13 protein-coding genes and 2 pseudogenes are annotated in these 13,035 nt (G+C 68.5%); 3 read left to right on the plus strand and 12 right to left on the minus strand.

The window, feature by feature from the left end:
• The 3 genes and pseudogenes from bcsP to ACGLHR_RS47355 form a co-directional block, all read right to left on the minus strand.
• Positions 1 to 227 (minus strand): cellulose biosynthesis protein BcsP (gene bcsP / locus ACGLHR_RS47345; RefSeq protein WP_400102674.1); only part of this gene is annotated, 227 nt, incomplete at its 3' end.
• A 62-nt stretch (positions 228 to 289) separates the two neighbouring features.
• A complete protein-coding gene (bcsD, locus tag ACGLHR_RS47350) occupies positions 290 to 745 on the minus strand; it encodes a cellulose biosynthesis protein BcsD (protein ID WP_318236204.1) in 456 nt (151 codons plus the stop codon).
• Positions 746 to 1,189: 444 nt separating this feature from the next.
• A pseudogene (locus tag ACGLHR_RS47355) lies at positions 1,190 to 1,568 on the minus strand (LysR substrate-binding domain-containing protein); the annotation flags it as partial.
• Positions 1,569 to 1,694: 126 nt separating this feature from the next.
• Between ACGLHR_RS47355 and ACGLHR_RS47360 the strand changes: the two are divergent.
• On the plus strand, positions 1,695 to 3,101 hold the full coding sequence (locus tag ACGLHR_RS47360) for a class II fumarate hydratase (protein WP_400102675.1): 1,407 nt from the start codon (positions 1,695 to 1,697) through the stop codon (positions 3,099 to 3,101).
• A gap of 79 nt (positions 3,102 to 3,180) precedes the next feature.
• On the opposite strand, the gene ACGLHR_RS47365 is transcribed toward ACGLHR_RS47360, so the two are convergent.
• From ACGLHR_RS47365 to ACGLHR_RS47375, 3 genes and pseudogenes are all read right to left on the minus strand, one after another.
• Positions 3,181 to 3,444, minus strand: a complete 264-nt coding sequence (locus tag ACGLHR_RS47365; RefSeq protein WP_400102676.1) for a hypothetical protein — start codon at positions 3,442 to 3,444, stop codon at positions 3,181 to 3,183.
• Between the two features lie 302 nt (positions 3,445 to 3,746).
• Positions 3,747 to 4,136 (minus strand): DUF5329 domain-containing protein, encoded by a 390-nt coding sequence (locus ACGLHR_RS47370; protein WP_400102677.1) that lies wholly within the window; start codon positions 4,134 to 4,136, stop codon positions 3,747 to 3,749.
• Positions 4,137 to 4,288: 152 nt separating this feature from the next.
• Positions 4,289 to 4,480, minus strand: a pseudogene (locus ACGLHR_RS47375) (SDR family oxidoreductase); the annotation flags it as partial.
• Positions 4,481 to 4,686: 206 nt separating this feature from the next.
• Between ACGLHR_RS47375 and ACGLHR_RS47380 the strand changes: the two are divergent.
• The gene (locus ACGLHR_RS47380; RefSeq protein ID WP_400102678.1) at positions 4,687 to 5,622 is read left to right on the plus strand and encodes a 2-hydroxyacid dehydrogenase; all 936 of its coding nucleotides are present in this window, start codon (positions 4,687 to 4,689) and stop codon (positions 5,620 to 5,622) included.
• Between the two features lie 20 nt (positions 5,623 to 5,642).
• Here the strand turns inward: ACGLHR_RS47380 and ACGLHR_RS47385 are convergent, their stop codons facing one another.
• The 6 genes from ACGLHR_RS47385 to ACGLHR_RS47410 all read right to left on the minus strand — a co-directional run bounded on the left by ACGLHR_RS47385 (position 5,643) and on the right by ACGLHR_RS47410 (position 11,991).
• Complete coding sequence (locus ACGLHR_RS47385; protein WP_400102679.1) at positions 5,643 to 7,022, minus strand: ATP-binding protein; 1,380 nt, start codon at positions 7,020 to 7,022, stop codon at positions 5,643 to 5,645.
• The gene (locus tag ACGLHR_RS47390) at positions 7,022 to 7,720 is read right to left on the minus strand and encodes a response regulator transcription factor (RefSeq protein WP_318236209.1); all 699 of its coding nucleotides are present in this window, start codon (positions 7,718 to 7,720) and stop codon (positions 7,022 to 7,024) included. Before ACGLHR_RS47390 ends, ACGLHR_RS47385 begins: the two co-directional genes overlap by 1 nt.
• A gap of 13 nt (positions 7,721 to 7,733) precedes the next feature.
• The gene (gene glk, locus ACGLHR_RS47395) at positions 7,734 to 8,792 is read right to left on the minus strand and encodes a glucokinase (protein ID WP_400102680.1); all 1,059 of its coding nucleotides are present in this window, start codon (positions 8,790 to 8,792) and stop codon (positions 7,734 to 7,736) included.
• Positions 8,793 to 8,796: 4 nt separating this feature from the next.
• The gene (pgl, locus tag ACGLHR_RS47400; RefSeq protein WP_318236211.1) at positions 8,797 to 9,477 is read right to left on the minus strand and encodes a 6-phosphogluconolactonase; all 681 of its coding nucleotides are present in this window, start codon (positions 9,475 to 9,477) and stop codon (positions 8,797 to 8,799) included.
• Positions 9,478 to 9,529: 52 nt separating this feature from the next.
• Positions 9,530 to 10,978 carry a glucose-6-phosphate dehydrogenase gene (zwf, locus tag ACGLHR_RS47405; RefSeq protein ID WP_400102682.1) on the minus strand — a complete coding sequence of 483 codons (1,449 nt, stop codon included), beginning with the start codon at positions 10,976 to 10,978 and terminating at the stop codon, positions 9,530 to 9,532.
• Positions 10,979 to 11,193: 215 nt separating this feature from the next.
• A complete protein-coding gene (locus ACGLHR_RS47410) occupies positions 11,194 to 11,991 on the minus strand; it encodes a PaaX family transcriptional regulator C-terminal domain-containing protein (RefSeq protein ID WP_318236212.1) in 798 nt (265 codons plus the stop codon).
• A gap of 172 nt (positions 11,992 to 12,163) precedes the next feature.
• On the opposite strand from ACGLHR_RS47410, the gene ACGLHR_RS47415 reads away from it, so the two are divergent.
• The gene (locus ACGLHR_RS47415) at positions 12,164 to 12,964 is read left to right on the plus strand and encodes a crotonase/enoyl-CoA hydratase family protein (RefSeq protein WP_400102681.1); all 801 of its coding nucleotides are present in this window, start codon (positions 12,164 to 12,166) and stop codon (positions 12,962 to 12,964) included.
• Positions 12,965 to 13,035: the final 71 nt, after the last annotated feature.

A 13,035-nucleotide genomic window follows, 5' to 3' on the forward strand; every position in this document is an offset into this window, starting at 1 on the left:
GCGGGCGAGCCGGCCTGCCCGGCAACCGGGCTGGCAACCTCAGGCGCATGCGGTGCGGCCGGCTGGACGGGGGGCACCACGGCGGCGCGGTCGACCCGCACGGACGTCAGCAGCGGCCAGCGCTCGCGCGCCTGCGACGCCGCGTCTTCGCGCACGATCTCTTTATAGGATTCCGCCTTGCCGCCGAAACGCTGGAACAGCTTGGACAAATCGTCGGATTGACTCATGGGATCTCACTCACGCAAGGGTGGGCGCCGGCGTGAAAACTGCCGTAAACCGCAGCGGCACATCAACGCCCAAACCGGAATTCCACGCATCCGGTGGCATCAATCGGCGTACTTTGGCTGACCCGCAGGGTCTCGGACGAGCCGAGCATGCGGAACCAGTGCTGGTACGCCCCCTCCAGGAAGGCCGGCGACCACGCGTCGGCTCCGTCCCCAAGCGCCGCGTTCAGCGGTGCGCAGTAGTGCCGGACCACCAGCGAGCCCCCCGCATCCTCGATGCTGGTCCAGCCCCAGTCCACGTCCAGCCAGATCTGGGCTACAGCCCGTTCCAGCTCGGCGAGCGTCGCGCAGGCGCCCGGATCGAAACGCTTAGCAAAACGCGCGCCAACCCGCCACATGACGGCGCGCAGGCCGGCCACGTCCATGGTCTCGGATAGTTCTTCGGCGAGCGCCGACAGTACGTCACGCCATTGCGACGAGCAATGCCGCTCAGTGAGATATTGCAGAATTGCTTGATTCACCCCGACATCCTGTTTTAATTGTGTACTGTAAATATTCTTCTTATTGTTGGAGCGCCATTTTCTTACCAACCCGGCAGTCTGGGCAAACGCTTTGCGAGCAACAATAGTTATGTTCCATCCCTGCAACATCCGCGATAGCGAGCACCCGCCCCCAAGTCTGCCCGGCTTCCCTCACAGGCGCTGCCACGGCCTTTCGCAGGGAACGCAAGCCTGACAGTTTCCGCATCGGGCGGGAACCCACCCCCTTCCAAAGCGGGGAAAACTTCGTGGCTTGCGCTGCCGGCAAAGCCAATGTCTCTACATTGGCTCCGCCAAGCACATCCTCTGGCCAATGATTAGCCTGCGCGTATGTAATTTTTGCCTGCGGAGAAATATGGCAGGTAAAAGCGTAAAACATTAAGTCGGGGGAAACCGCAAGGCGGTCAGCGCCAAGACAGCTTCGAATTAGCCCGGCATGATCTGCGCGCCAGGGCGCGCCGCCGCAGCGAATGCATTGATCAGGCGCGCTCCCCGCCGTTCGCGCAAAAATAGAGATGCTCACTCATTTCCGCGCTACTGCCCTCAAAATCCAGCATTTTCAGGTCCGGACGGCTGGGCACCTCGTGGCGGGCGATGATGGACACCCCGAGCCCGCGGATCACCGCCTCGCGGATCGATTCCCGGCTGCCAATCTCCATCGCTTGGCGGGCACCACGCCCGCCCGGGCCAGCATCTGCTCGGGGACGATGCGCGTGGTCGACCCTGCCTCGCGCATCAGCAGGCGGCAGCTGGCCAGCGCGGCGACCGGCACCCGCGCCCTCGCGGCCAGCGCATGGCTGCGATGCTGTGATTCGGGCGCTGGGGCAGGCTGGCCGCGCCCGGCGGCACGGATGACGCCGTGGCTGCCGGGAGCGTATTCTAAAGCCCAGGATCTGCTGCCAAGCCGCCTTCTACCGAACAGGAGAACGCAATGCCCGAGCGCAAGCACGACACCATCCGCATCGAGACCGACAGCCTCGGCGACGTACCAGTGCCTGCCCGGCACCTGTGGGGGGCGCAGACCGAGCGTTCGCGCCAGAACTTCCGCATCGGCAGCGAGACGATGCCGCCAGCGCTGATCGAAGCCTTCGCCATCCTCAAGCTCTGCGCGGCCCGCGCCAACCGCGAGCTGCGCGTGCTCAAGCCGGAGCTGGCACACGCCATCGAGGCAGCGGCGCAGGAGATCATCGCCGGCAAGTGGTCCGAGGAGTTCCCGCTCTCGGTCTGGCAGACCGGCTCCGGCACGCAGACCAATATGAACCTGAACGAGGTGATTGCCAACCGTGCGATCCAGCTGCTCGGCGGCGAGCCGGGCACCAGGCAGCCGGTGCATCCCAACGATCACGTCAATGCCAGCCAGTCTTCCAACGACAGCTTTCCCACGGCGATGCACATCGCCGCCACCCGGGCGATCCAGTTGCAGCTGCTGCCTGCGCTGGAGACCTTGCAGCAGGCGCTCGGGCGCAAGGTGGACGCGTTCACCGACATCGTCAAGGTGGGCCGCACGCACCTGCAGGACGCCGTGCCGCTGACGCTCGGCCAGGAGTTCTCCGGCTACGAAGCCCAGGTAGGCGATGCCCAGTCGCGCCTGCGCCAGGCCATGCTGCGCGCCATGCCGGTACCCCAGGGCGGCACCGCGGTGGGCACCGGGCTGAACGCGCCGCACGGTTTTGCCGCGGCCTTCGCGCGCGCGCTGTCGGACTACACGGGCCTGCCGTTCGAGCCCGCGCCGAACCGCTACGCGCTGCAAGCCTCGCACGATGCGCTGGCCGACCTGTCGGGCGCGCTCAACACCACGGCGTCGTCCTTCCTGAAAATCGCGCGCGATTTCATGCTGCTCGGCTCCGGCCCGCGCGCGGGCTTTGCCGAACTGATCCTGCCGGCCAACGAACCCGGCTCCTCGATCATGCCGGGCAAGGTCAATCCCACCCAGGCGGAGGCGCTGGCCATGGTGTGCTGCCGGGTGATCGGCAACCACACCACCATCACGCTGGCCAATGGCCTCGGCACGCTCGAGCTCAACGCGTACAAGCCCGTGATTATCTACAGCCTGCTGCAATCGGTCACGCTGCTTGCCGATGCTGCCGCGAGCTTTGCCAAACGCATGGTGGAAGGGGTGCAGGCGCATCGCGAGTGCATAGCCGAGATGCTGGCACGCTCGCTGACGCCCGTGACGGCGCTCAACCCGCACATCGGCTACGACCGCGCGGCCGAGATCGCCAAGCTGGCGATCAAGCGCAATCTGTCGCTGCGCGAGGCGGCGCTCGCCTCGGGACATGTCACGGCAGCCCAGTTCGATGCATGGATCGACCTGACGGGAATGACCAGGGAGATATGAGGCCGGGACGACGCGCGTGGCGACGACGAGGTGCCGCAATCGCGGCAGGCGCGGCCCAGCCGGACGCTCGGCCCGACGCTTAGCGCTGGCCCATCTCACACACGGCGCAGACGGAAACGGCCGCACCGCAGGTGAAGACCAGCATCACCAGCACCATCAAGGCGTCGACAAAGCTCATGCTGCCGGGCGCAATCACGCTGACCAGGCGCCAGCAGATCCAGGCAATCCAGCCGAGCGCCGCGAGGGTACTGCAGAGCGCCAGGGTTGCGCAGGCGCGGTGCGTCAGCCGGCGCCAGGAGGCGGGAGGGGGAGCGCTTTCGTTATCGGATATGACGGTCTGCATCCGGATTCTCCTTAGCCAAACCTTGCGGCCCGGGCAGAAAATGCCAAGTCTGCGTCGCATGCGCCTAAGAAGAACCCCGCGCCGCGAGGGGCGCACGGGGCTGTGAGGACGCATTGGGCCGCACTCGGCAATCAGCCTGAGGTACGGCCAGGACTGAAGTATGGTTCGGCGAAAGCCGGTTCGCTATCGGTTGCTCTCTGACAGCGCGCCCGGGCCGGCCTTTGTTGCCGGAAAGCAAAAGCGTACCCGTTTCTGCGTGCCTTCAAACCCACTGCAAATGCAAGAAAGGAAGGGGCTCGCGCCTACTTGCCCGCAGCCTTTTGCCGATGGCGCGCCAGTTCGGCGCCTAGCCACGGTGCGCTCTCCACCGGCTGGGCCTGGCCGCACTTGACCAGGTAAGGCTTGCCGCTGACGCTGCTCTTGCTCGCACCCAGTTCGATAAAGCTCTCGCTGGTGCTGATGGCGCCCTTGTCGGCCAGGTAGTCGTACTTCTTTTTGAGGTGCGCAGCCGCGTCTGGCGCGGAATACCAGCTGCCGTTGCGGTTGAACTGGCAATTCGAGCCTGCCAGATAGGCAAAGAGATGGGTGACCTCGGCCTGCGTGGCAGCGGGTGGCGGCGCCGCTGCCGCGGGGGCCATGGGGATCGCCAACGCGGTCGCTAGCAGCAGGGCGGACAGGAGGGCAGGCTTCATTTTCACGGAATCGATAAGTCGCATTCGCTGCATTAGAACGGCATTCCCGCTCCGCTTCAAGGCTTGGCGAGCGGCTGGCCCACCCGCCGCGCAGGCGGAACGCGCCGCCCGAAGCGCAAAGCGTACCCGTTTCTGCGTGGCTATCCGGAGCGTCAGCCGATCGCGCCGCCGCCATCGAGCAGCACCATCGACCCCGTGGCGAAGCCCGTTCCGGCCAGGTAAAGGATGGCCTGCGCAACGTCTTCGGGCTGGCCGATGTGCTGCGCCGGCAAGCGTGCGGCCACGTTTTTTAACATGGCCTCGCGCGCGGCGCCGTCGAGCTTGTCCCACAGCGACGTGGCGATCCATTATGGCCACGGCGCGACGGCAGATCATCCACCCAGGATTGGAAGCACTCTTGGCGGGCATTTGATAATCGAGGGAGCACTAGGGCGCGCCAGCAAGCCCGGCGCGCCGCCGTTACAATGCCGCGGTGCAGCTTAAGTCCCCTCCCGGGACCGCGCGCCCTCCTCCCAGCCGTCGCCGCCGGCCCCAAGACAACCTGCCCATCATGAAGCCGCTCCTGCTCGTCCTCAGCCACGTCAGCGCCCAACATCTGTCCTGGATTGCCGAACAATACGAAGTGCTCTACGCGCCTGACAGCGCGGGCCGTGCCGCGCAGGTCCGGGAGGCCGGCACCCGCGTGCGCGCGGTGCTGACGATCGGCACGGTCGGCCTCACCGCCGCCGAGATCGACGCCATGCCCGCGCTGGAACTGGTGTGCGCGCTGGGCGCGGGGTACGAGAACATTGCCGTGGCCCACGCCCGCGCGCGCGGCATCGTCGTGGCCAACGGTGCCGGCACCAACGACAGTTGCGTGGCGGACCACGCCATGGCGCTGCTGCTAGCCACCGTGCGCGCCATCCCGGTGCTGGACCAGGCCACGCGCGCCGGCAAGTGGCGCACCGCGCTGCCGCTGCGGCCCAACGTGTCGGGCAAGCGCATGGGGATTCTCGGCCTCGGCACCATTGGCCGGCGCATTGCGCAGCGCGGGCTGGGCTTCGACTTGGAGGTGGGCTATCACAACCGGGCCCGGCGCGACGACACGCCGTATCGCTACTTCGACAGCCTCGGCGCGCTGGCCGAATGGGCCGACTACCTGATCATCGCCACGCCCGGCGGCGCGGGCACCCGCCACCTGGTCGACGCCAAGGTACTGGCCCAGCTGGGCCCGGGCGGCTTCGTGGTCAATATCGCGCGGGGCAGCGTGCTCGACACCGCGGCGCTGGCGCACGCCCTGCGCGCCGGCAAGCTCGGCGGCGCCGGCCTTGATGTGTACGAGAGCGAGCCCGAGCCGCCCGCCGAACTGTTCGACTGCCCCAATGTGGTCCTGACCCCGCACGTGGCAGCCAGGTCGCCGGAAGCCATCGACGCTTCGGTGCGGCAGTTCCAGGAAAACAGCCGGCTGCATTTTGCCGGCGAGCCGGTGCTCACGCCGGTAGGCTGAGGACAGGTGCCGCCGCGCGTTCACGCGGCGGGAAACACCACCCGCACGCGCAGCCCGGGCGCCGCGTCTTCCAGCGAGACGTGCGCGCCGTGCGATTGCGCGATCTCCGCCACGATGGCCAGGCCCAGCCCGCTGCCCCCGGTGGGGGCTTCCGGCACCCGATAGAAGCGGTCGAACACGCGCGCGCGCTCGGCGGCGGGAATCCCCGGGCCATCGTCCTGCACGATCAGTTCCGCGCTTTCCGTACCCGATTCTTTTTCGCCCGCGGGAGCCCGCGTGCGGCCAACCAGCACATCGACCCTGCCTCCGGCCGGCACATAGCGCAGCGCATTGTCGACCAGGTTGGTCAACAGGATGCGCAGCGCATCGACGTCGCCACGCACCATGACCGGGCCGGCACCGGCGTCGGCATCGAGCCCCAGGTCGATGTGGCGATCGAGCGCGGCCTGGGTCATCTCCGCCACCACGCTTTGCGCCAGCGCGCGCAGGTCCACCGGCTCGTGCGCAGGCACTGCCGCGCCGGGCTCCTGGCGCGCCAGCGTCAGCAGCTGGGCCACCATGTGCGTGAGCCGCTCCAGCCCCTGGCGCAGCTTGCCCACGGCCTCCTGCCGCTCTTCGGCCGTATCGGCGCGCTCCACCAACTGAGCCTGCAACTGCAGCGCCGCCAGCGGCGTGCGCAGCGCATGCGCGGCGTCAGCCACGAAGGCACGCTGGGTATCGATGGCGTGCGACAGCCGCGCCAGCAGCTGGTTGAGCGCCTCGGTCAACGGCGCGATCTCGTCCGGCATGCAGCTGACCGCCAGTGGGGACAGGGCGTTGGCGTCACGCTGGCGCACGCCGGCTGCGATCTCGTGCAAGGGCCGCAGGGCGCGTCCCACGGCCACCCACACCAGCCAGCCGATCAGCGGCAGCAGCAACAGCAAGGGCGCCACGGTGCGCAGCGCCATGCGCGCGGCCACCTCGCTGCGCGCCGACATGGGCTGGGCGATCTGCACCACGCCGAGCCCGAGCTGCACGCTGTAGATCCGCCATTCGCCCTGCGCTGTCTTGACGTTGGAAAATCCCAGTTCGGCGCGCGGCGGCAGCGCGGGATGCGCGTGCGACAGATACAGGCTGCGGCCGGAGCCATCCCAGATATGGATCACCACGTCTTCGTCGGCATGGAACAAGCTGTCGCTAGGCGAGCCCGGCGCACCGGGCGACTCCTGTTGCACGAAAGGCGGCATCACCGGATCGGCAAACTGGCTGGGCAGCGCGGCGGCCACCTGCTTCATCTGGTAGTCGAACAGTGCGTTGGCTTCCTGCCGTGCCTGCCCGTAGATCAGCGCGGTGGCAATGGCGATGCCGGCCAGCAGGCCCAGCGCCAGCCACCACAGCAGGGTTCTCTGGATGGAACGCATCAGCCCGCGCTCCCGGCCTCGAGCTTGGGCACCACATAGCCCACGCCACGGATATTGCGGATCAGCGCCGCGCCGAATTTCTTGCGCAGCGCGTGGATGTAGACCTCCACCGTGTTGCTGCCGACTTCATCGCCCCAGCCGTACAGGCGCTCCTCCAGTTGCGCCACCGACCACACCTTGCCAGGGCGTGCCAGCAGCGCCGAGAGCAAGCCGAACTCGCGCGCCGACAGGCGCACCGGCTCGCCGTCGAGGGTGACCTCGCGGGTCACGGGATTGATCACGATGCCGCCGTAGCGCAGCAGCGGCTCCGCCCGGCCTTCGGCGCGGCGCACCAGCGCATGCATGCGCGCGGCCAGTTCCTGCAGGTCGAAGGGCTTGACGAGGTAGTCGTCGGCGCCGGCGTTCAGCCCGGCCACGCGATCGGCCACGGCGTCGCGCGCGGTCAGGATCAGCACTGGCGTATTCACGCCACGCGCGCGCAGCGCGGCGAGCACCTCCAGCCCGGAGCGGCGCGGCAGGCCCAGATCGAGCAGGATCAGCGCGTAGCAGGCATCGCCTTCCGGGCCGCCCGACTGCGCGGCCGCGGCAAGGCCGGCCTCGCCGTCCTGCACCCAGTCCACCGCGAAGCCTTCCTGGCGCAGCGCCAGCTTCACGCTATCGCCGATCATGGCGTCGTCTTCCACCAGCAACACTCGCATGGTCAGGTCCGGGTCAGGCAGGTTTGGGTTGGTTGGCCGGGTCGGCCGGGTTGGCCGGGTTGGCCGGGTTGGCTCGGCTGGCATCAGCGCCATCGACGCCATGCGTGATCGCTTCCTCCAGCGCCTGCGCCAGTCCGGGCAGCGCTGGGTACTCCGCGTTGATCACGTAGACCGGCAGGCTTTCCAGGTATGCGCTCATCCGCCCCTTGGCGGTAAAGCGCGCGTTGAACGCGGAGTTGCGCAGCGCGGGCACGAAGCGCGGCACGATGCCGCCGCCCAGGTACACGCCGCCACGCGCACCCAGTACCAGCGCAATGTCGGCCGCCACGGAACCCAGCAAGCCGCAAAACACCGCGAGCGCGCGCTCGCAGAGCGGGTCGTGCCGGTGGATCGCGCCTTCGGTTACCTCTGCCGGCTCGAGCTGGCGCGCCAGGGGCGTACCCGTTTCTGCGTGCAACGCGGCATGCGTCAACGACAGCCCCATGCCCGACAAAAGACGCTCGGCGGAGACACGGCCGAAGGCCTTATGGGCCGCGCGCCACGCGGTCCATTCGTCTTCGGTTTCCGGCATCAGCTCGATATGGCCACCCTCGCCAGCCAGCGCCACGGCCGGCCCGGAGCGCGCGGGCACCAGCCCGGACACGCCCAGGCCGGTGCCCGGCCCGACCAGCGCGAGCGGCGCGCCGGCCATGGCCGTGCCCTGGCGCAGCGGCGTCAGGTCCTGCGCGCCGAGGTGGGGCAAACCCAGCGCCAGCGCGGTGAAATCGTTGATGGCCAGCAGCAGGTCCAGGCCGAGCGAGCGCTGCATCTGCGAGATGGAGAACGCCCAGGCGTGATTGGTCAGCTTGACGCGATCGCCGGTCACCGGGTTCGCCAGGCCGACGGCCGCGTAGCGCGGCCTGGCACTACCGGCCGGCAAACCGCCGAGGTAATGCTGCATGGCGGCCTCGAGCGAGGGGAAATCGGCCACCTTGAACGCCGTCACCGGGCCGATGCGCTGCGGCGCGGCCTCCAGCGCGAAGCGCACATTGGTGCCGCCGACATCGCCCAGCAGGCGTGGAAAGTTCTTCATGGCATCAAGCCGAGAAGACATCGGTGCCGTGCCGGTGCCGGCTCAGCACCAGGCTGACGGGCAGCGCCGGGGTGGGCCCCTTGCAGGCGCGCGCGAACACCGCCGTCTTGACCGGCCCCGCGAACGACAGGAAGACGCGCTCGGCAGCCAGCAGCGCGGCCAGGTTCAGCGTGACGCGCGCGTGCGGCGCCTCGCGCGGATGCGTCACCAGGTAGCCCGGCTGCGGCTCGGCAAGGGCCTGCTGCAACTCGGGCGCCTCGGGAAACAGCGAGGCGGTATGGCCATCCTCGCCCATGCCCAGCACGATCACGTCAGGCTGGCGCCAGGCCGCGTTCAGCCGGGCCACCGCGCTGGCCGGGTCGGCCACTTCGGCGGCATCGGCCACCAGCGGCACGAAGGCCGCCTTGCCCGCCGCCTCGCGCAGCAGGTGGCGGCGCACCAGCGCGCCGTTGCTGTCGTCATGGTCGGGCGGCACCACGCGCTCGTCGACCAGCGTGATGGTGACCGCTTCCCAGCGGATGGTGCGATGGCGCAGGCGCTCGAACATCGGCACCGGCGAGCGCCCGCCGGACACCGCCAGCACCGCCCAGCCGCGTACGCCAATGGCGATCTCCAGCGCGTGGGCTACCGAGATCGCCATTGCTTCGGCCAGGTCCGCCTCGGAGGTATGTTCGTAGCGTCGCATGGGCAGAGTCTCCTGTTCGAATGAGGGTCAATCAATGATCGGCGGGCGCGGCCTACACCTCTTCGTGCCAGAGCGAGCCGTCGCGCGACATCAGCGCGGATGAGGCGGCCGGCCCCCAGGTGCCGGCCGTATACGGCTTGGGTGGCACGGTGCTGTCCGCCCAGGTATCCAGGATGGGCTCGACCCAGCGCCACGCCTGCGCCTGCTCGTCGCGCCGCACGAACAACCCGAGGCGGCCGCGGATGACATCGAGCAGCAAGCGCTCGTAGGCCCCCGCGCGGCGCACCTTGAAGGAGTTGGCGAAGTCCAGGTCGAGCGAGGTACCCGTGAGCGCCACCGTATCGCCGGGCTGCTTGACCAGGAAATACAGGCGGATGCTCTCCTCGGGCTGCAGCCGGATCACCAGCCGGTTCTGCGGCGACAAGGTCAGCGGGCGCGGGAAGATGGCGTGCGGCACATCGCGGAAGTGGATGACGATCTCCGCCACGCGCGACTGCATGCGCTTGCCGGTGCGCAGGTAAAACGGCACGCCGGACCAGCGCCAGTTGGCGATCTCCGCCTTGATCGCGACAAAGGTCTCGGTATGGCTGTCGGGCGCGATGCCCTTCTCGTCCAGGTAGCCCACCACCGGCTTGCCGCCGACGGCGCCGGCCCGGTACTGCCCGCGCACGGTCTTCTCGGCCACGTCCTGCGGCGTGATGGGCTTGAGCGCCTTGAGGATCTTGATCTTCTCGTCGCGGATCGCGTCCTCGGACAGGCTGGTGGGCGGCTCCATCGCCACCATGCACAGCAGTTGCAACAGGTGGTTCTGCACCATGTCGCGCAGCGCGCCGGTGTTGTCGTAGAACTCGCCGCGCGTTTCCACGCCAAGCTCCTCGGCGATGGTGATCTGCACGTCCTGCACCCACTCGCGGCGCCACAGCGGCTCGAACAGCGCGTTGCCGAAGCGGATCGCCATCAGGTTCTGCACCGACTCCTTGCCCAGATAGTGGTCGATCCGGTAGATCTGGTCTTCGGCGAAGTACTGCGCCACGGCCGAGTTGATCGCATCGGACGAATGCAGGTCATGCCCGAGCGGCTTCTCCAGGACGATGCGGACATTGGGATGATTGAGCCCGGTGCGCGCGAGCTGCTCGCAGATGGGCACAAAGATATGCGGCCCGGTGGCGAGATAGCACACCACCACCTCGGGCGAGCGCTGCAGCACCTTGGCCGCCAGCGCGTCGAAGTGCTCGGGCACGCGGGCGTCCGCCTGCACATAGCTGACGCGCGCAAGGAAGGTGGCCCAGGCTTCGGGCGGCGCATGCTCAAGGCCCGGACGCACGCTCTGCTCCAGCGAGCCGACGTAGTCTTCGGTGGAAAGGGGATGGCTGCCGGTGGCAAGAATGCGGGCGTTGGGATGAAGCAAGCCCGCGCGGTGTGCATCGAACAGCGCCGGCAGCAGCTTGCGCCGCGCCAGGTCCCCGGTGCCGCCGAACAGCACCATGTCGAAATCGGGCATGCTCACCCTGTACTCCTTGTCTTGGCCAACGTGAGTGCGGCGCAAGGGCCCAGCGGGGCCCGCGGGGTTCCAGGAACACCTGCGCGCGTCACTTTACTGAGTGCCGCGGTGCGCCGCATAAGTTCCGGCCAGTTTAGTTGAGTCGCTGCCGCTTGGCGAGGCATGGAACGCTTGCGCCGCTCGGCGCGGCGCCGGAGGTTTGCCGCCTGCGCGCGCTAGCCGACCAGCAGTTCCACCCACAGGCCGCGGGCCTGGAGCTGGTAGGCGCGCGTGGCCTCGATCAGGGCGCGGCGCGGCGCCGGGTCCATGATGGCCTCGGGCAGCAGGGGATCGCGCACGATGGCGCGGATGATGGCGCGGCCCACCAGCATGGCTTCGCGCGCGGCGGCATCCGGCGCCATGCGCGCCAGCTTGGCCTGGCTGCGCTCGAGTTGCGCCAGCGCGCGGCGGTACGCGGATTGCAGCGCCGGCACGTCCCACAACCGGGCCATGCGCGCCGCGGCATCTGCATCGAACTCGCGGCCGACAAAGAGCAGGCTGGCGCTGGCCATCCCGAGCCGGGACAGCGCGGCGCGCATGGCCGGCGCGCCGCCGGCGAGATTGTCCGGGCGCACGTTGATGCCGGCGGCCAGCACCCGGAAGCCGGACAACGACAGCGCGCGCGCATGATGGCGCCACGCGGTCTTCTCGCTGCGCGCCACGGCGGCGTCCTGCACCACCAGCCAGTCGCCGGCCCAGTGTCCCAGCCGGCTCTCCTTTTCAAACCAGTGCTCGACCTCGTCGTAGACCGGATTACCTTCCGGCAGCACCGCGTAGCAGCCACGCTCCGTCTTGACGATGCGGCCCTGGCGCTGCAGGCGCGTCAGCGCCACCCGCACGCTTGGCGTGCCGATGCCCATCACCTCGGCGCCGCGCGCCAGCGCCTGCACTGGCAGGGTGCGCTCCGGATGGCCGAAGAGCAGGTCCAGGACCAGATCGGTCGCCGAGGGCTCGCGGATCTCTATTTCATGCATGGGTCGAAAGCGGGGGGCAACGTGGGCGGTAAAGGATGCCGCGAAGGGTAAACCAGAAATATTTCTTTTCTTGGCATAAATATATCATTCGATGAAATATTTATGCATGTGGAAAAACACCTAGAAAGCACCCGATTCACCCCTGCCAGGCGCAGGCACCGAGGACGCGAGCATGGATAGTAAGCCCAGTCAGCCCAGCCATTATGTCAGGACCGAGACCTCCGGCCCGGTCTTCACCATCATTCTGGACCGCGCCGACAAGCGCAACGCCGTGGACGGCCCGATGGCGCTGGCGCTGCGCCAGGCATTCACACGGTTCGAATCCGACCCGGCGCTGCGCGTGGCCGTGCTATGGGGCGCCGGCGGGAATTTCTGCGGCGGCGCCGACCTGTCAGCGGTGGGAGACCCGGCGCGCCGTCACGAGCTCGATCCGCACGGCGGCGGCGCGGGCCCGATGGGCCCCAGCCGCATGGCACTGTCCAAGCCGCTGATTGCCGCGGTCAGCGGCTATGCGGTAGCGGGCGGGCTGGAGCTGGCGCTGCTGGCGGACCTGCGCGTGGCCGAGCGCGATGCGGTCTTTGGCGTGTTCTGCCGGCGCTGGGGCGTGCCGCTGATCGACGGCGGCACGGTGAGGCTGCCGCGCATCATCGGCATGGGCCGCGCGCTCGACATGATCCTGAGCGGCCGCGCGGTGCCCGCAGACGAAGCGCTTGCCATGGGACTGGCCAACCGCGTGGTCGAACCCGGCCAGGCCCGCGCCGCGGCCGAGGGGCTGGCGCATGAGCTGGCCGCCTTCCCGCAGCGCTGCATGCTGGCGGACCGGGCCTCCGCCTACGGGCAATGGGACCTGCCGCTGGCCGACGCGCTGCGGGCCGAAGGCGCCAACGGCACGCCGATCGTGTTCGAGGAGGGCCTTGCGGGCGCCGCCCGCTTTGTCGGGGGCGCCGGCCGGCATGGCGATTTCTCCGGCTAGGCACAATACTGTTAACAAATTCGAATTTGTGTTAACTTTCAAGCCTCTGCAACAACAAGAAGAGCTTGAAG

Source organism: Cupriavidus sp. CuC1 (genome assembly GCF_044627735.1).
Classification (GTDB): domain Bacteria; phylum Pseudomonadota; class Gammaproteobacteria; order Burkholderiales; family Burkholderiaceae; genus Cupriavidus; species Cupriavidus ulmosensis.

What these genes read in the sequence shown, in the direction of transcription:
- ACGLHR_RS47370 (WP_400102677.1), bottom strand. Translation starts at nt 4,136, where the DNA reads ATGAAGCCTGCCCTCCTGTCCGCCCTGCTGCTAGCGACCGCGTTGGCG.
- pgl (WP_318236211.1), bottom strand. Translation starts at nt 9,477, where the DNA reads ATGCGACGCTACGAACATACCTCCGAGGCGGACCTGGCCGAAGCAATG.
- ACGLHR_RS47390 (WP_318236209.1), bottom strand. Translation starts at nt 7,720, where the DNA reads ATGCGAGTGTTGCTGGTGGAAGACGACGCCATGATCGGCGATAGCGTG.
- ACGLHR_RS47385 (WP_400102679.1), bottom strand. Translation starts at nt 7,022, where the DNA reads ATGCGTTCCATCCAGAGAACCCTGCTGTGGTGGCTGGCGCTGGGCCTG.
- ACGLHR_RS47365 (WP_400102676.1), bottom strand. Translation starts at nt 3,444, where the DNA reads ATGCAGACCGTCATATCCGATAACGAAAGCGCTCCCCCTCCCGCCTCC.
- ACGLHR_RS47360 (WP_400102675.1), top strand. Translation starts at nt 1,695, where the DNA reads ATGCCCGAGCGCAAGCACGACACCATCCGCATCGAGACCGACAGCCTC.
- zwf (WP_400102682.1), bottom strand. Translation starts at nt 10,978, where the DNA reads ATGCCCGATTTCGACATGGTGCTGTTCGGCGGCACCGGGGACCTGGCG.
- ACGLHR_RS47415 (WP_400102681.1), top strand. Translation starts at nt 12,164, where the DNA reads ATGGATAGTAAGCCCAGTCAGCCCAGCCATTATGTCAGGACCGAGACC.
- ACGLHR_RS47410 (WP_318236212.1), bottom strand. Translation starts at nt 11,991, where the DNA reads ATGCATGAAATAGAGATCCGCGAGCCCTCGGCGACCGATCTGGTCCTG.
- glk (WP_400102680.1), bottom strand. Translation starts at nt 8,792, where the DNA reads ATGAAGAACTTTCCACGCCTGCTGGGCGATGTCGGCGGCACCAATGTG.
- ACGLHR_RS47380 (WP_400102678.1), top strand. Translation starts at nt 4,687, where the DNA reads ATGAAGCCGCTCCTGCTCGTCCTCAGCCACGTCAGCGCCCAACATCTG.